Origin of the sequence: Delftia sp. RIT313 (genome assembly GCF_000632165.1) — a bacterium.
Taxonomy (GTDB): domain Bacteria; phylum Pseudomonadota; class Gammaproteobacteria; order Burkholderiales; family Burkholderiaceae_C; genus Comamonas; species Comamonas acidovorans.
On record NZ_JFYT01000080.1, the window covers coordinates 1 to 22760 of the forward strand.

Consider the following 22760-nt stretch of genomic DNA (forward strand, 5'->3'; position numbering starts at 1 on the left):
CGGGGTGACAGGGGGTGCAGGTACCGAAGTGATCATGGGAAGTTGCTCCTGTAGGGGTGGCAGGCCGGGCCGGCCTTGGTGTTGCCGTGGCAAGCGCCATGCCTGGGCCCGAGGGAAATGGTCCGGGTACAAGGTTGGTTGAAGTCCGGCGCGGTGCCATCTGATGGCAATGATGTGGCGCACGCCGGGACGGGGAGTCAGGCCAGCGTTCTCAGCTTCGCTTCGCGGGCCCAGAAGCGCTTCTTGGCGCCTTCGATGAAGGGTTCGGGCTTGTCGATGGGGAACACGCCCTCGTCCGGTGTGATGCCGGCCGTCTTCATGATGTGCTGCGTGGCCTTGCAGGCGGCAATGGCCTTGAGGTGGCCGAAGGCGTCGCGGAACCAGTCCTGCGCGGCTGCCTCATGGGCCAGCGCCTGGCCGCGCTCCAGCGTGATGATGGACACCACGGCATCGAACTGCGCGGATGGCGATCCGGCCAGCTGGCCGTCGGCCGGCAGGTGGCTGCCGTCGTCCAGCGTGGCGCCGCCGATCTTGGGCGCAATGATCTTCACGCTGGCCTTTTGCGCCACCAGCGCCTTGTGGAAGGCGGCAACGTGCCGGGCGCTGGAGCCTTCGTCCACCAGGATGGCAACGCAGCGGCCCTGCAAGGTGGGTTTCATGCGATCGATGATGCGCGTGGCCGGGCTGGGCGGCAGCTTTTGCGGGGGCACGGCAGGCTTGGCGGCAGGCGGCAACTGGGGCAGGCCCAGGCCGTCTGCCACGCGCTTTGCCAGGTCGGCGTCAATCACCTGCAGGTGGCCGACGACGGCCAGGCGCACATGCGGCGTCTGTACCTTGGACAGCTCGAACACCAGGGCGCTGGCGATGTGGGCCTGCTCCTGCGCGCTCTGGCTTTGGTAGAACATGCGCGCCTGGCTGTAGTGGTCGGCAAAGCTCTCGGCGCGGATGCGGCCCTTGGCGCCCTCCTGCGCGGGCTGCGCAAAGTGCCGCAGGCCGCGGGCTGCCGAGGCGCGCGGGCTGTCGGCCTGCAGGCTGGAGGGCTCATAGGCCACGCGGCCCTTGGGCACCTCGGTCTGCATGTGGCCGTCGCGCTGGTGGTGGGCGAACGGGCATTTGGGCGCGTTGATGGGCAGCTGCGTGAAGTTGGGCCCGCCCAGGCGCGACAGCTGGGTGTCCAGGTACGAGAACAGGCGGCCCTGCAGCAGCGGGTCGTTGCTGAAATCGATGCCGGGCGGGATATTGGCCGGGCAGAAGGCCACCTGCTCGGTCTCGGCGAAGAAGTTGTCGGGCCAGCGGTCCAGCACGAAGCGGCCGATCTTGCGCAGCGGAATTTCCTCTTCGGGGATGAGCTTGGTGGGGTCCAGGTGGTCGTAGGGCAGGGCGTCTGCCTGCTCCTGCGAGAACAGCTGCACGCACAGCTCCCAGGCCGGGTAGTCGCCCGCCTCGATGGCCTCGAACAGGTCGCGGCGGTGGTAGTCGTTGTCTGCGGCCTGCAGCTTGAGGGCCTCGTCCCAGACCGTGGACTGGATGCCCAGCTCGGGCCGCCAGTGGAATTTCACGAAGGTGCTTTCACCCTGGGCATTGACCAGCCGGAAGCTGTGCACGCCAAAGCCCTCGATCATGCGCAGGCTGCGCGCGATGGTGCGGTCGCTCATGATCCACATGACCATGTGCATGGACTCGGGCATGAGGGAGATGAAGTCCCAGAACGTGTCGTGCGCCGTGGCGGCCTGCGGAAAGCCCCGGTCGGGTTCCATCTTCACGGCATGGACCAGGTCCGGAAACTTCATGGCGTCCTGGATGAAGAAGACCGGGATGTTGTTGCCCACCAGATCCCAGTTGCCCTCTTCGGTATAGAACTTGATGGCAAAGCCGCGCACATCGCGCGGGGTATCCACCGAGCCTGCTCCACCGGCCACGGTGGAGAAGCGCACAAAGATCGGCACTTGCTTGCCGGTTTCGGTCAGGACCTTGGCGGTGGTGTATTGCTCCAGCGAATCTGTCAGCTGGAAATAACCGTGGGCGCCTGTGCCGCGTGCATGGACGATTCGCTCTGGAATGCGCTCATGGTCGAAATGCGTGATTTTCTCGCGCAGGATGAAATCTTCCAGCAGCGTAGGGCCTTTTTCCCAGGCGGTGAGAGAGTTCTGATTATCAGGAACCGGAATGCCTTGCTGCGTGGTCAATCCGGGGTGTTGTCCGTCGGCCTGTTGCTGTAATTCTCCGCCATGGCCTGTGGGGGATTGCTTGGACGATTTCTTTTCACCAGGGGATTTCTTAGCCACGATTTACTCCTTGAAAGAAAGAGGATGGCCTGTTGTATGAGGCAATAATTATTGGAAGAGGCGATTGGCTGAACCAAAGGGCATCGTCAGCAAAGCTCTGGAGATAAAAAAAGGGCCCAGGGGGCCCTTTGCCAGTTCACGCTATCGGCAGCTTAACGCTGCTGATGGCTGCCCTGCTTTTGCTGTTCCCCTGGTTGGTTGCGCTGGGGATTGCTCTGTTGCTGCTGTTGGTTGGGATTGTTCGGGTTGTTGGGATTGCTTTGCTGCTGCTGCCCCGGATTGTTCTGTTGCTGCTGCTTGTTCTTGTCGTTTTGCTGGTTGCTGGCCGTGTTGCCTTGAGGGTTGTTGGTCTGTTGCGTCATTTCCGTACTCCTTAAGTAAACAGCGATGCCGTCATCACTGCAATTTCATTGTGCGACCGTGAAAATGGCGGGCTTGTAGGATATTTGGAAGATTACTTTTGGTAAAGCATTGGAATTTGCTATGGAGTAGCTTTGTTCCATTTTTTCGGTACAAATGGATGTATTTCTTATAATGAAATTGCTTTTGTAAAAAATGCAGCCAGGCCAAATATGGGGTTATTTGGCGGCGGGGCGTTTTGCAGGGGCCCTGGCCGGGGTTTTTGTGGATTTTGTCGATTTTCTGGACGCTGGCGTCTTTGCATTTTTTACCGTTGACGCGGTATTTTTTCCCTTGGCTGCGGTGGCGGATGGTCCGTCTGCGCCCTTGCCCAGGCTGTTCTTGAGCAGGGCCGTCAGGTCCAGCACCGCCGCGTTGGCCGGCGCGGCGGGTGTGGCCTCCTGTTTTTCCACGTTTTGGACATCGCCCGCATGCGCCTTGGCCTGCACGAGCTGGTGGATTTCCTCGCTGAAGGAGTTGCGGAACTGGTCGGCGTCCCAGGCCTGGCTCATGTCCTTGATGAGGGCCATGGCCATGGTCATCTCGGCGCTCTTGATGCCGGCGGCCTTGGCGTCCAGCGGCGGCAGGTCCAGCTGCTCGAAGGAGCGGATCTCGCCGCCCCAGCGAAGCAGGTTGAGCACCAGCGCCCGGCCGCAGGGGATCAGGATGGCCAGGTGCTGCTTGGTCTGGATGACCACCTTGGCCACACCCACCTTGTTGCTCTTGCGCAGGGCCTCGCGCAGCAGGGCGTAGACCTTCTCGCCACGGTGCAGGGGGGCGGTGTAGTAGGGGCGTTCCAGATAGATGAAGGGGATGTCCTGGGCATCGACAAAGGCCTCGATCTCGATGGTCTGCGTGGTCTTGGGAAAGGCGGCGGCAATCTCTTCAGCGCTCAGCACCACGTAGCGGCCCTCCTCGAATTCCACGCCCTTGACGATGTCGGCCGTGGCCACTTCCTTGCCCGTGACCTTGTTGATGCGCTTGTAGCCCACGGGCTGCATGTTGCGCTTGTCCAGCCAATCGAAGTCGATGTCCGAGCTGGCCGTGGCCGCGTACAGGCCGATGGGAATGTGCACCAGGCCAAAGCTGATGGCGCCCTTCCACATGCTGCGCGCGGAGGTGGACGGGCTGGATTTGGGGGAGGCGGCTTTCTTCATGGCGGTGCTTTCTTCGATTCCTGCAGGACGGTGCTCAGCGCTGCGACTCGAAGCCCAGCGCCTTCATGGCGCGGCCCAGGCCCACGGCGGCCGTGCCGTAATGCTCCCAGGGGGAGTTGCCCAGGCGCAGGCGCTGGTCTACCGAGCGAATGGTCCAGTGCGCGCCGCCCGTGAGCCTGTCCAGCTCGTTCCAGGCCACGGGCACGGAGATGCCCATGCCCGGCCGCGCCCGGGCCGTCCACGCGCAGGCCGTGGTGGCGCCGAAGCCGTTGCGCAGGTAGTCCACAAAAATCTTTCCCACGCGGTTGCGCGGCCCGCTTTTGGCCACGAAGCGCTGGGGCACGGCATGGGCCAGGTGCTGGACCACGGCCTGCGAGAAGGCCTTGACGGTGTCCCAGTCCAGCAGCCGCTTGATGGGCACGACCACGTGCAGGCCCTTGCCGCCGCTGGTCTTGAGGAAGGCCGGCAGCTCCAGCTCCTGCAGCAGCACATGCAGCAGGCTGGCGGCCTCCTGCACCTGCTGCCAGGGCACGCCTTCGCCCGGGTCCAGGTCGAAGGTCATGCGGTCAGGCCGGTCGATGCGGTCCTTGCGCGCGTTCCAGGTGTGCCATTCGATGGTGTTCATCTGCGCCGCCGCCACCAGGCCTTCGCGCCGGGACACCTCCATCAGCGGGGCATGGCCGGGGTCCAGTTGCGGCGACAGGGCGGCGATGCCCTGCAGCGGCGCCTGGTCGAGGTGCTTCTGGAAGAACAGCTCGCCCTCGATGCCGTCCGGCGCCCGCACCATGGCCACGGGCCGGGACTGGAGGTGGGTGATCATGAAGGGCGCCACCGTGGCGTAGTAGCGCGCCAGATCCATCTTGGTGATGCCGGTGGAGGGATCGATGACCCGCTCGGGATGGGTGATGGTCATCGAGGCGGGCAGTCGCGCCGCCCTGGCATTGCGGGTTTGCGTTCGTGCGGCGCCAGGCATGGCTGCAGCGCTGGCGGAAGATGCGGTCGATGGCACGTGCTGTGGCTCCTCTTTGACAATGCTGCGTGCAGGCTTGTCCGCACGCAGGCCCTGGAATACGGCATGGCGGACCTGGCCGTCCTCGGTCCACTGCGCGAACGAGACCTCGGCCAGCAGCGTGGGGCGCACCCAGTGCACCCCGCTGCCAAGGCCCCGGCTGTCCGCCAGCGGCGAGGTGCCGGTGGCAAGGCGCTCCAGTCGCTGGCGCAGATCGGCCAGGGTGCGCCTGTTGAACCCCGTGCCCACCTTGCCTGCCGCGCGCAGCTGGCCGTCCTCGCCATGCACGGCCAGGACCAGGGCGCCCAGGCCCGTGCGCGTGCGCTGGGGATCGGTGTAGCCGGCGATCACGAATTCCTGGCGCAGGCCGCACTTGAGCTTGATCCAGTCCGCGCTGCGCCGCGAGGCATAGGCGCTGCCGCGCCGCTTGCCGATCACGCCCTCCAGGCCCAGCTGGCAGGCGGCGGCCACCAGGTCGGCGGGCGGGGCGTCAAAGGCCTCGCTGAAGCGAAGGCGGTCCGAAGGCGCCTTGTGCAGCAGGGCCTGCAACTGCTGGCGTCGCTGCTCCACGGGCTGGGGCCGCAGGTCCTGGCCGTCCTGCCACAGCAGGTCGAACGCGAAGAACACCAGGTGATCGGTGCGCTCGCCGTCAAAGGCGTTTTGCAGGGCCTGGAAGTCAGGGCGGCTGTCGCTGTCCAGCATCAGCACCTCGCCATCCACCCAGCCCGATTGCAGGGGCAGTGCGGCAAAGGCGCGGGCCAGGGCGGGCATTTTGGTGGTCCAGTCCTTGCCGTTGCGTGTGAAAAGGCGAACGGTGCCGTCCTCGATGCGCGCCAGCAGCCGGTAGCCGTCGAACTTGCTCTCGAAGATCCATTGCCCGGCCTCTGCAGGTGCATGGTCCACCAAGGTTGCCAGCTGCGGGGCGATGCTCTGCGGCATGGACGCGGTGACGTGCGTAGCGACGGGCGTGGTGACGGGTGTGGTGACGGGCGCTGTGGCGGTGGGCAGGGGAAGGCCGGCCACGCTGTCGGGCATGTCCTCGACCACGTTGAATTCGCTGGCAGCACGTTCCAGGCCGTCGTGCTCCTTGATCAGCAGCCAGGCGGGCTTTTTGGCATCGTCCTTGCCGCGCATGCGCACCAGGGTCCAACGGCCCTGCAGCTTGTGGCCGCGCAGCGTGAACTTGAGCTTGCCCTTGCGATAGCCTTCGGCCGCATCGCCTTCGGGCAGCCAGGTGCCACGGTCCCAGATGATGACCTTGCCCGCGCCGTACTGTCCCGGTGGAATCTGGCCCTCGAAGCGGTTGTAGGCCATGGGGTGGTCTTCCACCTGGACGGCCATGCGCTTGTCGGCCGGGTCGTAGCTGGGGCCCTTGGGCACGGCCCAGCTTTTCATGCTGCCGTCCAGCTCCAGCCGAAAGTCGTAGTGCAGGTGGCTGGCCCAGTGCTTTTGAATGACGAATTGCAGGGCGCCCGCGCCGGGCTGCCCTGCAATCGTCTCACTGGAAGGTTCTGCCGAAGGTTCCGGTGTGCGCGTGAAGTCGCGCTTTTGCCGGTACAGCGCGAGCGAGGCCTGGGGTGTCGCCGCCTTGGCCGCCCCTTTGGTGGGGCGGGCCTGGCGGGATGCCTGGGACTTGCTGCGCGTGGCCGGCATGGCGGCATCCGTCAGTGGATGAGCGCAATCAGAATGATGATGGGAATGGGAACACCCAGGAGAAAAAGCAGTATGGATCGCATGGCAAGCCTCCGTTGAATGGATTGAATTGGATTGATTGGGTTTCAGTGCCGGGGATTATCAAAAGGCCTCGCGTTGACGACCACCCCAGGTGGCGCACAGGCTGCCCACAAAAGCGCCCAGCATCAAGGAAACAAACAGCCAGAGCATGGAATGGGCCGTGGCCTTGCGTGCCTCTTCGGCAGCCTGCTTGGCCTTTTGCTTGGCTTCTTCAGCTTTTTGCTCGGCCTGCTTTATCTGCATTTGCACGGAATCAAAGGTGCTACGCACTTTCTTTTGCGCATCTTCCACGGACATATCGGAGTTGCGCGCAATCAGCTGGGCCAGGTATTGCTCGTCGGCGGGAGACAACTGGCCGGTGCGCAGCGACTGGGCAAAGATCACGCCGGCCTCGCGGGTGGCGCTGGCCAGGTCGGCGGGGGTGGCATTGCTGGTGGAGGTAGCGGCGCCGGAGTTGCGGAACAGGCTGCCGGTCCAGTAGGCCAGGCCCTGGGGCGAGGCATCGGCGCCCGAGGCACCGGCCATGGCTGCGGCACCGCCAGCAGCCGCACCACCGGCGGCGCCGATCGCGCCGCCGACCACGCTGGAGGCGCTGGTGGCCACAGTCTGCGCGGCCTTGAAGGCGCCGGAGACGGCACCGCCTGCAGCGGCGCCCATCAGTGCCACCATGGCCAGCGTGGCCAGTGCCCAGGACAGAAAGCCGTGGGCCGTGTCGCGGAAGTAGACCTCGTCCGTGTGCACGCCTTGCCAGCGTGTGCGCAGCCGCCCGGCCAGATAGCCGCCCACGCCGGCCGAGGCCAGCTGGGTGAAGGCGATCCAGGCCACGGCCGTCAGGCCCAGGGCGCCGGCATCCAGGCCTTCACCGGACCATACCGACACCGACGACAGGCCCAGGCCCGTGCCCAGAATGAACAGCAGCAGCGACAGCGATGCCGCCGCCATGGCGCCGGCAAATATCGCGGCCCATGAAACGCCGCTGCGTGAGGTATCTACGGTGGCGACCGTGTTGACCACTGGCGCTTCAGCCAGGGGTGCGGATTCGGAATAGGCAATGGACATGGCCGACTTTCTTGGAGTTGAGTGCCCCATTCTTGCCAGTCGCAATAGACGCCGCTGTAGGAGGATTGGAAATGCAGGACTGGCAAACGCAGATGAAAAACGTCATCCTTTGCCAGATGACGATTTTCGAGCGAATGCGCAGGCCGGATATGGAAAATGCTGCCTGCAATCGGTAATTCTTGCAGAACATTTTCCAGGGAGGGTATTGGGATTATTCAGGTCAGTGCGGCGATGCCTTTTCCATTGCCGGATATTCATCGCCGCATTGAAGCTGCCATCCGAAAAATGCTCAGGGCTGGCGCACGTCGGCCACCACCTGCTCGCCAAAATCGGCACGCTGCAGCCAGCCCAGCACCTGGGCTGCCGCCTGCTCGGGCGTGGACAGCTTGCCGCCCTCCTTGAGCTGGGCGAAGTTGCCTGCATCGGGGAAGGCGGCGGTATCCGCGCTGCGCAGCTGCACCTGCATGTCGGTGTCGATGACGCCGGGCGCCAGCGAGCAGATGCGCGCGCCGTGGGGCTTGAGCGCCTCGTCCAGCGCCACGCTGCGGCTGAAGTGGTCCATGCCGGCCTTGGCCGCGCAGTAGGAGGCCTGCGAGGCAATGGCGCGCCGGCCCAGGCCCGAAGAAATGTTGAGCACCTTGCGGGGCACGGCTGTCCAGCCCTCGGTGGCGGCCAGGAAGGCGGCCGTCAGCAGCATGGGCGCCTCCAGCCCCACGCGCATGGCCTGGGCAATGTCGGCGGGCTGCAGCTGCGACAGCGGCGCAATCTGCGGAATCACGCCCGCGTTGTTGATCAGGGTGACGCTGGCGTAGCGCGTGGCGTCCAGGCCGGCCAGCCAGTCGCCCAGCCTGCGGGCCGCGGCCTCGGGCTCGCCCAGGTCCACGCTCCACTGCTGCAGCGGCGCGCCCGCCGTGGCGGCCGCCTGGGCCAGGTCTTCGCTGGTGGAGCGCGACAGCGTGACCAGTTCATGGCCGGCATCCAGCAGTTGCCGGGCCATGGCCTGGCCCATGCCGCGCGAGGCGCCGGTAAGAATCGTCAGGGAAAGAAGAGGCGATGCATTGTTCATGCGGGCGATGGTATCGCTTGTACCCGTGCTGCCGGCCCGGCCGCTGCCTGGGCGGCGACAGGGTCCGATGGCAGCAGCAGCTCGGCGCTGTGCGCCTGCCGGGTGCGCTCCAGCGCCTGCACGATGCGTTCGCAGGCACGCTCGGCCGCCTCGTGCAGGCTGGCGCCCTGCAGCCAGTGGCCGGTGAGCGCGGCACTGAACAGATCGCCCGTTCCCTTGGGCACCGCATCCACCCGCGCGTGGGTGATCACATGCACGTCATCGCGCGTGACCAGGGCCACGCGCATGCGCTGGGCAGGCTCGCCGTCCAGCTCGGGCGATGCGCTGGTCACGGCCACCCACTGCGTGCGGCCAGTCAGCAGGCTGCGCGCGGCCTGGACCACATCGTCCATGCCGCGCACAGGGCGCGCGGTCAGCCGCTCCAGCTCGAAATGGTTGGGTGTCAGCCCGTCGGCCAGCGGCAGCAGGTGGCGCTGGTAGGCCTCGACCATGGCGGGGTCCACATAGATGCCGCTGTCGTGGTCGCCGATCACCGGGTCCACCACCACACGCAGGCCGGGCCGCTGCGCCAGCAGGCCGGCAACCCAGTCCGCCAGCAGCGTGGCCTGGGCCGGCCCGCCCAGGTAGCCGGCCAGCACGGCCTGCAACTGCCGCAACCCGCCGCGCGCGCCCAGGTCCTGCAGATAGCCCGCAAACCACTCGGCGGCAATTGCTCCGCCGTGGATGCTGGGATAGTGCGGCGTGTTGCTGAACACCACCGTGGGCACGGCCGCCGCCGCCAGCCCCAGCGCCTGCAGCGTGGGCATGGCCACGTTGTTGCCAACGCGGCCGTAGACGACCTGGGACTGCACGGACACCACGTCGATGGCCAGGGGTTGCAGCATGTCTTGGGGGGCGCAGGCGTTCATGGGCGTGGGGGAGCAATGAGAGGCAGGGACGTGTTTTATAACGCCTGCGCCCAGGCCGCAGACCCCACAATCGGCCGCGCATGACCAGACCACTGTGCGATCTGCGCGTGAAAAGAAAAAGGCCCGCCAAAGGGCGGGCCCGTGGAGCGCCAGGCGCCTGTGCGTTGTCAGGCGCCCAGGTAGGCGCGGCGCACGGCGTCGTTGGTCAGCAGGTTGGCGCCGGTGTCTTCCAGCACCACCTTGCCGGTTTCCAGCACATAGCCGCGGTCGGCGATCTGCAGGGCGCGGTTGGCGTTCTGCTCGACCAGGAAGACCGTGACGCCGGCCGTGCGGATGGTCTGGATGATCTCGAAGATCTGCGCAATGATCAGCGGCGCCAGGCCCAGCGTGGGCTCGTCCAGCAGCAGCAGGCGGGGCTTGCTCATCAGCGCGCGGCCGATGGCCAGCATCTGCTGCTCGCCGCCCGACATGGTGCCGGCGCGCTGGTGGGCGCGCTCACGCAGGCGCGGGAAGAGGCCGAACACATGTTCGATACCGGCCTCGATCTGCGGCTTGTCCAGGAAGAATCCGCCCATCTTCAGGTTGTCCGTGACCGTGAGGTCCGAGAAGATGCGCCGTCCCTCGGGCGAGACCGCGATGCCCTTGCGCATGATGTGGTGCGAGGGCAGCTGGGTGATGTCCTCGCCCTCGAACGAGATGCGGCCCGAGCTGGCGCGCGGGTTGCCGCACACCGTCATCAGCAGCGAGGTCTTGCCGGCGCCGTTGGAGCCGATCAGCGAGACGATTTCGCCCTGGTTGACGTGCAGGCTCACGCTGTCGACCGCGCAGATGGCACCGTAGTGGGTGGAGATGTTCTCCAGTTGCAGCATGGCAGGCATCAGGCTTCTCCCAGGTAGGCCTTGATGACCCGTTCATCGTTGCGGATGGCGTCCGGCAGGCCCATGGCGATGGGTTTGCCGTACTCCATGACGAGGATGCGCTCGGACACGCCCATGACCAGGCCCATGTCGTGCTCGATCAGCAGCACGGCAATGCCGTACTGGCGGCGCAGCTGGTCGATCAGGCCCTGCAGGTCCTTCTTCTCCTGCGGGTTCAGGCCGGCAGCGGGTTCGTCGAGCATGAGCACGCGCGGCTTGGTGATCATGCAGCGCGCGATCTCCAGGCGGCGCTGGTGGCCGTAGGCCAGGTTGCCGGCCTCGCGGTTGACGAACTCGCGCAGGCCCATGACGTCCAGCCAGTGCAGGGCGCTCTCGATCTTTTCCTCTTCGCTGCGGCGGTAGCTTGCCGTGTTGAACAGGCCCGACAGCAGGTTGACGCCCGAGCTGCGGTGCTGTGCCACCAGCAGGTTTTCCAGCACCGTCATGGACTTGAACAGCCGCACGTTCTGGAAGGTGCGCACCACGCCGTGGTTGGCCACGTGGTGGCTGCTGCGGCCCTCGATGGCGCTGCCGTCCAGCGTGACGGAGCCGCTGCTGGGCTGGTAGAAACCGCTGATGCAGTTGAACACCGTGGTCTTGCCGGCGCCGTTGGGGCCGATGATGGCAAACACTTCTTGCGGGCGCACGTTGAAGCCCACATGGTCCACGGCCAGCAGGCCGCCGAAGCGCATGCACAGGTCTTTGACTTCTAGCAAATACTCGCTCATTGCCGGCCCTTGCTGCTTTCTGTTGTCCCAAAAATCATGGTGTCGGCATGCCTCATGAGCGCACCTCCACATGGTGGCGGCGCATGGGCAGCAGGCCCTGCGGGCGCCAGATCATCATCAGCACCATCACCAGGCCGAAGATCAGCATGCGGTACTCGGAGAACTCGCGCGCCAGCTCGGGCAGCACCGTCAGCAAGATGGCCGCGATGATCACGCCCAGCTGCGAGCCCATGCCGCCCAGCACCACGATGGACAGGATCAGCGCCGATTCGATGAAGGTGAACGATTCGGGGTTGACGATGCCTTGGCGCGCCGCGAAGAAGGCGCCGCCCAGGCCGGCGAACATGGCGCCCAGCGTGAAGGCGGACAGCTTGATCTTCATGGGGTTCAGGCCCAGGGAGCGGCAGGCGATCTCGTCCTCGCGCAGCGCCTCCCAGGCACGGCCTATGGGCATGCGCACCAGGCGGTTGGAGATGCACAGCGTGATCACGGCCAGCAGCAGCGCCATCAGGTACAGGAAGATCACCATGTGCAGCGAGCTGAACTCCAGCCCCAGGAACTGGTGGAAGGTCGTGCCGCCCTCGGTGGAGGGGTTGCGCGTCATCTCCAGGCCCAGCACCGTGGGCTTGGGGATGCTGGAGATGCCGTCCGGCCCGCCCGTGATGCTGGTCAGGTTGACCAGCATCAGGCGGATGATTTCGCCGAAGCCCAGTGTCACGATGGCCAGGTAGTCACCGCGCAGCCGCAGCACCGGAAAGCCGAGCACGAAGCCGAACATCGCGGCAGCGGCGCCAGCCAGCGGCAGCGCTTCCCAGAAGGACCAGCCGGCCCAGTGGAACAGCAGCGCATAGGTGTAGGCGCCCACGGCGTAGAAGCCCACGAAGCCCAGGTCCAGCAGGCCGGCAAAGCCCACGACGATGTTCAGGCCCAGGCCCAGCATCACGTAGATCATGGCCAGCGTGGCGATGTCCACCGCGTTGCGGCCCGCGAAGAAGGGCCAGGACACGGCGATCAGCAGGGCGGCCAGGATCAGGCCGTTGCGGTGGCTGGGGCGTGCGTGCGGCAGCGAGGGCAGCGAGACCTTGGGCATCTTCGCCGCGATCAGCGGGCGCAGCAGCTGCACCAGGAAGACCAGGGCGCAGGCCCAGGCCACCACCGTCCAGTCGGGGTTGATGATGGTGCGGGTGCCGGCGCGCTCCAGGTGCAGGCCGAAGATGGGCGTGACGACCACGGCCGTCATCACCGTGGCGATCAGGGCGTCGCGCAGGTTCAAGGTGGGTTTGGCTTTCATCAGACCTTCTCCACTTCAGGCTTGCCCAGCAGGCCCGTGGGGCGGAACAGCAGGATCAGCACCAGCAGGCCGAAGGCCACGATGTCCTTGTACTCGGACGAGATGTAGGCTGCCGCAAAGGTCTCGGCCACGCCCAGCAGCACGCCGCCCAGCATGGCGCCGGGGATGGAGCCGATGCCGCCCAGCACCGCCGCCGTGAAGGCCTTGATGCCGGCCAGAAAGCCGATGAACGGGTTGAGCTTGCCCACGGCCAGCGCGATCAGCACGCCGCCCACGGCCGCCAGCATGGCGCCGAGCACGAAGGTGAACGAGATCACGCGGTTGGTGTCGATGCCCAGCAGGCTGGCCATGTGCATGTCCTGGGCGCAGGCGCGCGAGGCGCGGCCCATGCGGGAATGGCGGATGTACAGCGTCAGCAGCACCATGAGCACGATGGCGACCACGATGATCAGGATGCGCGAGTAGGGCACATAGATCTCGAAGCCACCTTCGGCGCCGAAGCGCAGCGCGCCCGGCAGCAGCGAGGGCACGGCCATGTCGCGCGCGCCCTGGCCCAGGGCCACCCAGTTCTGCAGGAAGATGGACATGCCGATGGCCGAGATCAGGGCCACCAGGCGCGGGCTGCGGCGCAGCGGCTTGTAGGCCACCTGTTCCACCACCAGGCCGTAGACGCCGGTGACGAAGACCGACACCACCAGCATCAGGCCGATGATGGCCCACACGGGCAGGCCGCTTGTCGTGCCGATGGCCGACAGCGTGACCAGGCCGATGTAGGCGCCGATCATGTAGATGTCGCCGTGGGCGAAGTTGATCATCCCGATGATGCCGTAGACCATTGTGTAGCCGATGGCGATCAGGGCATAGATGGCGCCCAGGGACAGTCCGTTGAACAGCTGCTGTATCAGCTGAGGTAAGAGTTCTGACATGGTGTAATGCCGCCCCAAAACAGGAAAAGGCCTAAAAGGCCAGGATGCAGACAACCGGGACACGCGTGAGCGTGCCCCGGCCAGTCAACGAGGGGGATTACTTGGCAGCGACCGACTTGCTGCCGTCCTTGTGCCATTCGAACACCTGGAAGTCGAAGGACTTCAGGTCGCCCTGCTTGTTCCAGCCCACCGAGCCCAGAACGGTCTCGAAGTTGGACTTGTGCAGGTGGTCAGCCACCTTGGCGGGGCTGTCGCCCACGGCCTTGATGCTGTCCAGCAGCACTTGCGTGGCGGCAAATGCGGTCAGCTGGAAGGCGCCCGAGGGATTGCGCTTCTTGTCCTTGAAGGCCTTGACCACGGCGGCGTTCTTGGGGTTGGCCGAGAAGTCTGCAGGCAGGGTCACCAGCATGCCTTCGACGGCGTTGCCGGCGATGGCGTTGACTTCGGGGTTGCCCACGCCTTCGGGGCCCATCATGCGGACCTTCAGGCCCTGCTCGGAAGCCTGGCGCAGCAGCAGGCCCATTTCAGGGTGGTAGCCGCCGTAGTAGACGAAGTCCACACCGGCGCTCTTGAGCTTGGTGATGACGGCGGAGTAGTCGCTGTCGCCGGCGTTGATGCCTTCGAACAGGGCCACTTCCACGCCGGCCTTCTTCAGGTCGTCGCGCACGGAGGAGGCAATGCCCTGGCCATACGACTGCTTGTCGTGCAGCACGGCAACCTTCTTGGGCTTGGCCTTGTCCAGGATGAACTTGGCGGCGGCAGGGCCCTGCTGGTCATCGCGGCCGATGGTGCGGAAGATGAAGTGGTAGTTCTTGCCGTCGGTCAGGGCCGGGGAGGTGGCCGAGGGGGTCACGACGACCACGCCTTCGTTGTTGTAGATCGGGGCGGCGGCAATCGATGCGCCCGAGCAGACGGGGCCGATCACGTAGCCGATCTTGGCGTTGACCACGCGGTTGGCGGCCACGGGGCCTTGCTTGGGTTCGCAGGCGTCATCGACGGACACCAGCTCGATCTTCTTGCCATTGACGCCGCCAGCCGCATTGGCCATTTCCACGGCGGTGTTCACGCCTTCCTTGACCATGTCGCCGTACTGCGTCAGCGGGCCGGTGGTGGGAACCACCATGGCGATCTTGATTTGCGCATGCGCTGTGGAGAACAAGGCGGCACCAGCCAAACCCAGGGCGGCGACGACGGTGTGCATGCGGAACGGAATGCTCATGAGTACTTCCTTCAACTTTGGGTAAAGCGTTCTGAAAAACGCGGTGGCTCCTGTAGGGGCGATCCGCGCAAAGAAGCACAGATTAATCTCCTGGTTACCAATGGCAACAGGGTATCCCGGGGCTGGCGCGCATGCAGGCTTTTCGCTAAGGGCTGGATGCCATCGCAGGCCGCTTGTCAACGCCGGTTTTGGGCGACGAAAACGCCTGATGCCGACGGTGCACCCAGACGGTGCTGCATGAAACCAATATGACCGACTGCAAGAAGGGGAAACACGTACACGGAATGTTGCATTGCAGCAACGCGCCAGGGGGCGCCGGTTTGCGTGTTTCTGCGGTGGATCAAAACGGCACGGCGGATTCGAAACGCAGCGTTTGGCCCGACAGGGGATGGGCCAGCTCCAGCTGGTGCGCATGCAGCAGCAGGCGCGGCGACAGGGCCTGCACGGCTGCATCGGCATAGAGCGCATCGCCCAGGATGGGATGGCCCAGCGCCGCCATGTGCACGCGCAACTGGTGGGTGCGGCCTGTCACGGGCTGCAGCTGCACCCGCGTGGTGGGTGTGCCCTGGCCTTCGGTGGCTGCGGGCATGGCGCGCCACAGGGTCTGGCTGGGCTTGCCCTGCAGGGCGTCGATGATGCGCAAGGGGCGCCGCTCCCAGTCGGCGGCTATCGGCAGGTCGATGCTTTGCCAGGCGTCGGCCTGCTGGGCGTCCGGGCGGCCGGCGACCACGGCCACATAGCGCTTGTGCACGCGACGCTGCGCAAAGGCTTCGCTCAGGAGGCGCTGGCTGGCCAGGCTGCGCGCCATGACCACCAGGCCCGAGGTGGCCTGGTCCAGCCGGTGCACGACCAGCGCATCGGGCCAGCGCTGCAAGGCGCGGCCGCTCAGGCAGTCCTGCTTGTCGGGGCCGCGCCCGGGCACGCACAGCAGGCCGGAGGGCTTGTCCAGCACCAGCAGCTCGGCGTCCTCGTACAGGCAGGAGACACCTGCATCGGTATCTGCATCGGCATCGGCAGCAGTACCAGCACCGCTGCACTCCTGCGGCGTTTCAGTGTTCAAGCCGCTCACCGTTCATTCAGGAGCCTGTGCACGGTGGCGCACAGCTCCTCCACGTCATTGGGCTTGTGCACCAGCGCCCGGGCGCCAGCGGCCATGGCGGCCTGCTCGATCTCGGCGGTGATGTAGCCCGAGGCCAGGGCAATGGGCAGCAGGGGCTGGATGGACAGCGCCTCGTACACCAGGTCGATGCCGCTGTAGCCGGGCATGTTGTAGTCGGTGACCAGCAGGTCGTAGTCCTGCGGGGCGGCGCGCAGCGCCTCGGTGGCCTCGTGCGGATCGGTGAAGCCGCTGACCTGGTAGCCGCGACGGCGCAGCAGGCGCTGCACGAGGAAGACCAGGGCCTGGTCGTCGTCCACGTACATCACATGCTGCTGTGCGGCCTGCGGGTCGGGCAGCAGGGCGAACTGCGGGCCGGTCGGGGTTTCTGCGGCTGCCAGCGGCTCGGGCAGGCTGGGCGGCGTTTCGGCCACGGGCGCCTGGGCAGGTGCGTACTCGGCGGGCGCCAGGGCGTCGGCCGGGGGAAAGTACAGCGTGAAGCGGCTGCCTTGTCCTGGAATGCTGTACACGTCCACAGCGCCGCCGTGGTTGCGCATGACGCCGTGCACGACGGGCAGGCCCAGGCCCGTTCCCTGGCCCACGGGCTTGGTGGTGAAGAAGGGCTCGAAGATGCGCTGCAGCGTGCGCGCATCCATGCCGGGGCCGTTGTCCTGCACCGACAGCGCCACGTAGCTGACGGGCGGCAGGCCCAGGCGCTCGCACAGGCGCTGGTCGGGGCGCACCAGGTCGGCGTCCATCTGGATCAGGCCGCGCCGCTCACCCAGGGCGTGCATGGCGTTGGTGCACAGGTTGAACAGGGCCTGCTCCACCTGCATGGCGTCGGCCAGCATGGGGGGCAGCTGCGGCGGCACATGCACCTGCAGCTCCACGGCGGGCGGCAGGGTCACGCGCAGCAGCCGCGCCGTGTCGCCCATGACTTCGCGCGCCTGCACGGGCTTGCGCTGGGGCGGCTCGTTGCGGCTGAAGGTCAGGATCTGGCGCACCAGGTCGCGCGCGCGGCGGCCGGCCTTTTCGATCTCCTGCAGGCTTTCGATGGCTGCGGCATTGCCGCCGCAGTCGGCCTTGGCCAGCTCCACGTTGCCCAGGATGGCGCCCACGATGTTGTTGAAGTCGTGCGCAATGCCGCCGGCCATGGTGCCCAGGGCCTGCATCTTGTGCGATTCGCGCAGCTGGTCTTCCAGTTCGTTGCGCTGGGCCTCGGCCTTCTTGCGGCTGGTGAGGTCGCGCGCGAACACGGTGGTGGTCTCGCCGCCGCTGTGGTGCTCGAAGGAGACACTGACCTCGACCGGAATCTCGCGGCCGCTGGCCGTGCGCGCCGTCATCTCGCCCAGCACGGCCTGCGTGGTCAGCGGTGCAAAGGACAGGGCCTGTGCCGCATCGGGCAGGAAACGCTCCAGCGGACTGCCCAGCGCGTCGTGCGGCGGGCACAGGAACAGGGCGGCGGCCGTGGGATTGAAGACGGTGATGCGCTGGTCCGAGTCCAGGCAGATGATGGCGTCCAGCGCCGAGTTGATGACCGATTCCAGCCGCCGCTCGCTCAGGAACAGCTGGTGGTTGCGCTGCTGCAGCGCCAGGCGCTCGGCCAGCAGCGGGCCCTGGTCCACCACGGCGCACAGGTACTGGGCAATGGGCGGGCCGCTTTGCTGGGGGATGGCGATGCAGGCCACGTGCAGGTCGGCGCGCAGCTGGTGCTGCTCGGTGATCTCGAAGCAGACCTCGTGGGCCTCGGTGCGGCCCAGCTCGCGTGCGGCGGAGAAGGTCTCGCGCACGCGCTCGGCGTCGTCCGGGTGCACGAAGGGCGCGAAGTTCACCAGCAGCCGGTCATGCTCGGAGGGCTGGAAGGCGCTGTGCGCCATGGCGTTGGCCTGCACCACCATGTCGTGCTCGTCCACCACCAGCAGGGGCAGGGGAATGCTGGCGAACAGGGCCTCGAAGCGCTCGGAGGCGCTTTCGGCCACGGCCTGGCTGTAGTCCAGCACGCGGTTCTGGATTTCCAGTTCGCGCTGGTAGTTGCGCAGCTCGGCCACCAGGGCCTGCAGCGGGTCGTCTTCGGGCTGGAAGAGGGGGAAGCGTTCGACGGGGGGCAGGTCGGCGCCGGGCGCCAGCAGCGCATGCAGGGGCAGGTGCTCGTCGTCGCGAGGCGGATCGGAATGGTCTGGGCTGCTCATCGCGGGCTGGCGCTGTGGAAAGCGGCACATGCCGCACAAATCCTGGTGGCCCGCGCCCGGCGTCCGGCAGATTACCGGAGCCCGGCGCGGGCAGGGCCGCAGTGTACGCGCGCCAGGCGGGGCGCCACAAGCGCCCCTTTCGGTGGCAGGTGCTTCAGCTCAGGTAAGCGTCCACGGGGATGCAGCTGCAGTACAGGTTGCGGTCGCCGTAGACGTTGTCCACGCGGCCCACCGGGCACCAGTACTTGGACTGGCGCAGGGCGGCCACCGGGTAGGCAGCGGCCTCGCGGCTGTAGGGGTGGGCCCATTCCGAGGCCAGCAGCGTCTCGGCCGTGTGCGGCGCGTTCTTGAGCGGGTTGTCGTCCTGGGGCAGGCGGCCCTGCTCGATGGCGCGGATTTCCTCGCGGATGGCGATCATCGCGTCCACGAAGCGGTCCAGCTCGTACAGGCTTTCGCTTTCGGTGGGCTCCACCATCAGCGTGTTGGGCACGGGGAAGGACAGCGTGGGCGCGTGAAAACCGTAGTCGATCAGGCGCTTGGCCACGTCCTCGGCCATGACGCCCGTGCTTTCCTTGAACTGGCGCAGGTCCAGGATGCACTCGTGCGCCACATGGCCGTGCTCGCCCGCGTACAGCGTGGGGTAGTGGTCGCGCAGCCGGGCGCTGATGTAGTTGGCGCTGAGGATGGCGGTCTCGGTGGCCAGGGTCAGGCCCTGGGCACCCATCATGCGGATGTACATCCAGCTGATGGGCAGCACGGCCGCATTGCCCAGCGGCGCGGCACTGATCGCACCCGTGCCGCCCGCAAGGCCCGCCGTGGCATGGCCGGGCAGGAAGGGGACGAGGTCCTCGACCACGCAGACGGGGCCCACGCCCGGGCCGCCGCCGCCGTGCGGAATGCAGAAGGTCTTGTGCAGGTTCAGGTGGCTGACATCGCCGCCGAAGCTGCCCGGCGCGGCCAGGCCCACCAGGGCGTTCATGTTGGCGCCGTCCACGTAGACGCGCCCGCCGTGGTCATGCACCAGCTTGCACAGCTCCTTGACCTGGGTCTCGAACACGCCGTGCGTGCTGGGGTAGGTGATCATGATGCAGGCCAGGTTGGCACTGTGCTGTTCGCACTTGGCCGCCAGGTCAGCCATGTCGACGTTGCCGTTGGCATCGCAGGCGGTGACCACCACCTGCATGCCCACCATCTGCGCGCTGGCGGGGTTGGTGCCGTGGGCGCTGCTGGGAATCAGGCAGACGTTGCGGTGCGACTGGCCCCGGCTCGCATGCCAGCCCTTGATGGCCAGCAGGCCCGCGTACTCGCCCTGGCTGCCGGCATTGGGCTGCAGGCTGATGCCGGCGTAGCCCGTGGCCTGGCACAGCCAGTCGCGCAGCTGCTTGTCCAGTTCCGCATAGCCCTGCTGCTGGTCGGCCGGGGCAAAGGGGTGCACCTGGGCGAACTCGGGCCAGGTGATGGGAATCATCTCGCTGGTGGCGTTGAGCTTCATGGTGCAGGAGCCCAGCGGAATCATGCTGCGGTCCAGCGCCAGGTCCTTGTCCGACAGCTGGCGGATGTAGCGCAGCATGGCGGTCTCGGAGCGGTGGGTGTTGAACACCGGGTGCGTGAGGAAATCGCTGCTGCGGCGCAGGCTGTCAGGGATCAGCGGCTCCACGCCCTTTTCGAAGGCGGCGAAGCTGGGCAGGGCCTGGCCGTCCCGGGCGAAGATCTTCCACAGCAGCTCGACATCGGCGCGCGTGGTGGTCTCGTCCAGCGAGATGCACAGGTATTCCTTGAAATACACGCGCAGGTTGGCGCCCATGGACACCGCACGCTCCACGATGGCCTGGGTGGCCGCACCCGTGTGCAGGCTCAGCGTGTCGAAGCTGGGCACCTCGCGCAGCGGCGCGCCCAGCTCGGCCAGGCCGCGCGCCAGGATGGCCGTGTACGAGGCCACGCGGCGGGCGATGCGCTCCAGGCCCTCGGGGCCGTGGTAGACGGCGTACATGCTGGCCACGACGGCGGGCAGCACCTGGGCCGTGCAGATGTTGGAGGTGGCCTTTTCGCGGCGGATGTGCTGCTCGCGCGTCTGCAGTGCCAGGCGATAGGCGGGCTTGCCGTGCACGTCCACGCTCACGCCGACCAGGCGGCCGGGCAGGGAGCGCTTGAACTCGTCGCGGCAGGCCATGAAGGCGGCATGCGGGCCACCCGCGCCCATGGGCATGCCAAAGCGCTGGGTGGTGCCCACCACGATGTCGGCACCCCATTCGCCGGGCGGCGTGATCAGGGTCAGCGCCAGCAGGTCGGTGGCCACGATGAAGGCGGCCTGCTTGCCATGGGCCTTGTCCACGTCGGCGCGCAGATCGTCAATGCGGCCGCTGGTGGCGGGGTACTGGGCCAGCACGGCGAAGTAGTCGCCCTCCATCAGCTGGTTCCATTCCTCCAGCGAGTTGGCCAGCAGCACCTCGATGCCCAGCGGCGCGGCGCGCGTCTGGATGACCTCGATGGTCTGGGGGTGGGCATCGCCGGCCACCACGAAACGGTTGCTCTTGCTTTTGACGGAGCGCTTGGCCAGCGTCATGGCCTCGGCGGCCGCCGTGGCCTCGTCCAGCATGGAGGCGTTGGCAATCGGCATGGCCGTCAGGTCGCAGACCATGGTCTGGAAGTTGACCAGGGCCTCCATGCGGCCTTGCGAGATCTCGGCCTGGTAGGGCGTGTAGGCCGTGTACCAGGCCGGGTTCTCCAGAATGTTGCGCAGGATCACGCCGGGCGTGTGCGTGGCGTAGTAGCCCTGTCCGATGAAGCTTTTGAGCAGTTGGTTGCGGCTTGCCAGCGCCTTGAGTTCGGCCAGCGCCTGGGCCTCGGTGGCCGCTGGCGGCAGCGCCATGGGCTGGTGGCGCCGGATGGAGGGCGGGACGATGGCGTCGATCAGCGCATCGCGCGATGCCGCGCCAATGGCGCTGAGCATGTGGGCCTCGTTTTCGGGCGCAATGCCGATATGGCGGGCCACGAATTCGGTGGCGTTCTCGAGGGCGGCAAGGGGCTGGGTGGAGGACATCAGCATGGAGGGACCTGTCTCAAAAGCTGAAAAGCGCCAGGGCGGGCCCTGGCGCCCGTCCTGGCCGGAAAGTGGCGTCAGTTGCTCTGTGCGAAGGCCGTGTAGGCGGCTTCGTCGAGCAGCGCGGCCAGCTGGCCTGCGTCGCTGAGCTTGACCTTGAAGAACCAGCCTTCGCCCAGCGGGTCGCTGTTGGCCAGGGAGGGGTCGTCGCGCAGGGCTTCGTTGACTTCGACGATCTCGCCGCTGACGGGCATGTAGACATCGGCGGCGGCCTTGACGGACTCGACCACGCCGGCCACATCGCCCTGGTTGAAGCTGGTGCCCACGGCGGGCAGATCGACGAACACCACGTCGCCCAGCGCATCCTGCGCGTGGAGGGTGATGCCGACGATGGCCGCGTCAGGGTTGGCGGCGTTGATCCACTCGTGGTCCTTGGAATACTGGATGCTCATGGCTTGCTCCGATAGAAACTGAAAAAACCTGTGAAAGGCGGTTTGAGAAAGGTCAGTGCGCACTGTAGCGGCATGCGATGGCAGGAAAAACGAATCCGCCGAACTCGATCCACGCCAAGCGCGCAGGCTGTCCTCAACCGCGGTGATAGCGGGGCGCCACGAAGGGCGTGGCCTGCACCTGCATGGGCACGGCCTTGCCGCGCACCATGGCCTGCAGCGTGGTGCCTATGGCGGCGCTGCCCGGCTCCACATAGGCCAGTGCCACGGGCTGGTTCAGCGTGGGCGACAGCAGGCCGCTGGTGACCTGGCCGACCTTGCGGCCGCTGGCATCCAGCAGTTCCGTGCCTTCGCGCACGGGCACGCGCTCCAGGGCCACCAGGCCCACGCGCTTGCGCGTGAGCAGCTCGGGCGCCTGCAGCTGGGCCAGCACGGTGGCCGCGCCGGGAAAGCCGCCTTCGCGCTCGCCACCAATGCGGCGGACCTTCTGCACGGCCCAGTTCAGGGCGGCCTCGGTCGGGGTGGTGGTCGTGTCCAGATCGTTGCCGTACAGGCACAGGCCGGCTTCCAGGCGCAGCGAATTGCGCGCGCCCAGGCCCACGGGCCTGACTTCGGGCTGGGCCAGCAGGGCACGGGCAAAGGCCTCGGCGTGGCTGGCGGGCAAGGAGATCTCGAAGCCGTCCTCGCCGGTATAGCCGCTGCGCGTGATGTACAGCTCGGCGCCTTCCCAGTCGAAGTGGCCGCCCGTCATGAACACCAGCCCGGCCGTGTCGGGCAGCAGGCGCTCCATGGCGGCGGCTGCCTGCGGGCCCTGCAGCGCCAGCAGGCCCCGGTCGAACTGGGGCTCGATTTCGCAGCGCTGGCCGATGCGGGCCTCTATGTGCGCCAGGTCTTCGTGCTTGCAGGCGCCGTTGACGATCAGGAACAGGTCGTCCTCGCGGCGCACGAACATCAGGTCGTCCAGAATGCCGCCCGCCTCATTGAGCAGCAGGCCGTAGCGCTGGCGGTGTTCGCCCAGGCCCAGCACGTCCATGGGCAGCAGCGATTCCAGCGCCGCGCCGGCATCCGGGCCGCGCAGGCTGATCTGGCCCATGTGCGAGACATCGAACAGGCCTGCCGCCTCGCGCGTGTGCAGATGCTCGGCCATCAGCCCCTGCGGGTATTGCACGGGCATGGAGTAGCCGGCAAACGGCACCATGCGCGCGCCCAGTTCCTGGTGCAGGTCGAACAGCGGGGTCTTGAGCAGATCGGTGGTGGAGGCGGCGGTCAAGGAGGGACTCTCTTTTCG

At 66.7% G+C, this 22760-nt stretch carries 17 protein-coding genes; all 17 read right to left on the reverse strand.

Going from position 1 to position 22760, the window contains the following annotated elements:
* Window positions 1-197: 197 nt before the first annotated feature.
* Window positions 198-2285 carry a catalase gene (locus tag BW39_RS24395; protein WP_043824691.1) on the reverse strand — a complete coding sequence of 696 codons (2088 nt, stop codon included), beginning with the start codon at window positions 2283-2285 and terminating at the stop codon, window positions 198-200.
* A gap of 152 nt (window positions 2286-2437) precedes the next feature.
* On the reverse strand, window positions 2438-2647 hold the full coding sequence (locus BW39_RS24400) for a hypothetical protein (protein ID WP_043824693.1): 210 nt from the start codon (window positions 2645-2647) through the stop codon (window positions 2438-2440).
* Window positions 2648-2863: 216 nt separating this feature from the next.
* A complete protein-coding gene (ku, locus tag BW39_RS24405; RefSeq protein WP_043824694.1) occupies window positions 2864-3841 on the reverse strand; it encodes a non-homologous end joining protein Ku in 978 nt (325 codons plus the stop codon).
* Window positions 3842-3875: 34 nt separating this feature from the next.
* Entirely contained in the window at window positions 3876-6503 is a 2628-nt protein-coding gene (gene ligD, locus BW39_RS24410) for a DNA ligase D (RefSeq protein ID WP_043824696.1), read from the reverse strand.
* A 141-nt stretch (window positions 6504-6644) separates the two neighbouring features.
* The gene (locus BW39_RS24415) at window positions 6645-7643 is read right to left on the reverse strand and encodes a hypothetical protein (protein WP_043824698.1); all 999 of its coding nucleotides are present in this window, start codon (window positions 7641-7643) and stop codon (window positions 6645-6647) included.
* A gap of 289 nt (window positions 7644-7932) precedes the next feature.
* Window positions 7933-8709 carry an SDR family NAD(P)-dependent oxidoreductase gene (locus tag BW39_RS24420; protein WP_043824700.1) on the reverse strand — a complete coding sequence of 259 codons (777 nt, stop codon included), beginning with the start codon at window positions 8707-8709 and terminating at the stop codon, window positions 7933-7935.
* Window positions 8706-9617 carry a pyridoxine/pyridoxal/pyridoxamine kinase gene (gene pdxK, locus BW39_RS24425; RefSeq protein ID WP_043824702.1) on the reverse strand — a complete coding sequence of 304 codons (912 nt, stop codon included), beginning with the start codon at window positions 9615-9617 and terminating at the stop codon, window positions 8706-8708. Before pdxK ends, BW39_RS24420 begins: the two co-directional genes overlap by 4 nt.
* 167 nt (window positions 9618-9784) lie before the next feature.
* The gene (locus BW39_RS24430) at window positions 9785-10486 is read right to left on the reverse strand and encodes an ABC transporter ATP-binding protein (protein WP_034398706.1); all 702 of its coding nucleotides are present in this window, start codon (window positions 10484-10486) and stop codon (window positions 9785-9787) included.
* Between the two features lie 8 nt (window positions 10487-10494).
* Entirely contained in the window at window positions 10495-11262 is a 768-nt protein-coding gene (livG, locus tag BW39_RS24435) for a high-affinity branched-chain amino acid ABC transporter ATP-binding protein LivG (protein WP_034394891.1), read from the reverse strand.
* Between the two features lie 52 nt (window positions 11263-11314).
* Window positions 11315-12553 (reverse strand): high-affinity branched-chain amino acid ABC transporter permease LivM, encoded by a 1239-nt coding sequence (locus tag BW39_RS24440; protein WP_043824703.1) that lies wholly within the window; start codon window positions 12551-12553, stop codon window positions 11315-11317.
* On the reverse strand, window positions 12553-13479 hold the full coding sequence (livH, locus tag BW39_RS24445) for a high-affinity branched-chain amino acid ABC transporter permease LivH (protein ID WP_012206135.1): 927 nt from the start codon (window positions 13477-13479) through the stop codon (window positions 12553-12555). The genes BW39_RS24440 and livH overlap by 1 nt, the downstream gene beginning before the upstream one ends.
* A 97-nt stretch (window positions 13480-13576) precedes the next feature.
* On the reverse strand, window positions 13577-14698 hold the full coding sequence (locus tag BW39_RS24450; RefSeq protein ID WP_012206134.1) for a branched-chain amino acid ABC transporter substrate-binding protein: 1122 nt from the start codon (window positions 14696-14698) through the stop codon (window positions 13577-13579).
* 340 nt (window positions 14699-15038) lie between these two features.
* Window positions 15039-15674, reverse strand: coding sequence for an RluA family pseudouridine synthase (locus tag BW39_RS24455; protein WP_152547312.1), 636 nt, complete (start codon window positions 15672-15674; stop codon window positions 15039-15041).
* Between the two features lie 89 nt (window positions 15675-15763).
* Window positions 15764-17983: a PAS domain-containing hybrid sensor histidine kinase/response regulator gene (locus tag BW39_RS24460; protein WP_043824706.1), complete on the reverse strand. Its 2220-nt coding sequence runs from the start codon at window positions 17981-17983 to the stop codon at window positions 15764-15766.
* A gap of 154 nt (window positions 17984-18137) precedes the next feature.
* A complete protein-coding gene (gene gcvP, locus BW39_RS24465; RefSeq protein WP_043824710.1) occupies window positions 18138-21029 on the reverse strand; it encodes an aminomethyl-transferring glycine dehydrogenase in 2892 nt (963 codons plus the stop codon).
* 71 nt (window positions 21030-21100) lie between these two features.
* The gene (gcvH, locus tag BW39_RS24470) at window positions 21101-21475 is read right to left on the reverse strand and encodes a glycine cleavage system protein GcvH (protein WP_012206130.1); all 375 of its coding nucleotides are present in this window, start codon (window positions 21473-21475) and stop codon (window positions 21101-21103) included.
* 133 nt (window positions 21476-21608) lie between these two features.
* Entirely contained in the window at window positions 21609-22742 is a 1134-nt protein-coding gene (gene gcvT / locus BW39_RS24475; RefSeq protein ID WP_043824711.1) for a glycine cleavage system aminomethyltransferase GcvT, read from the reverse strand.
* Window positions 22743-22760 lie beyond the last annotated feature (18 nt).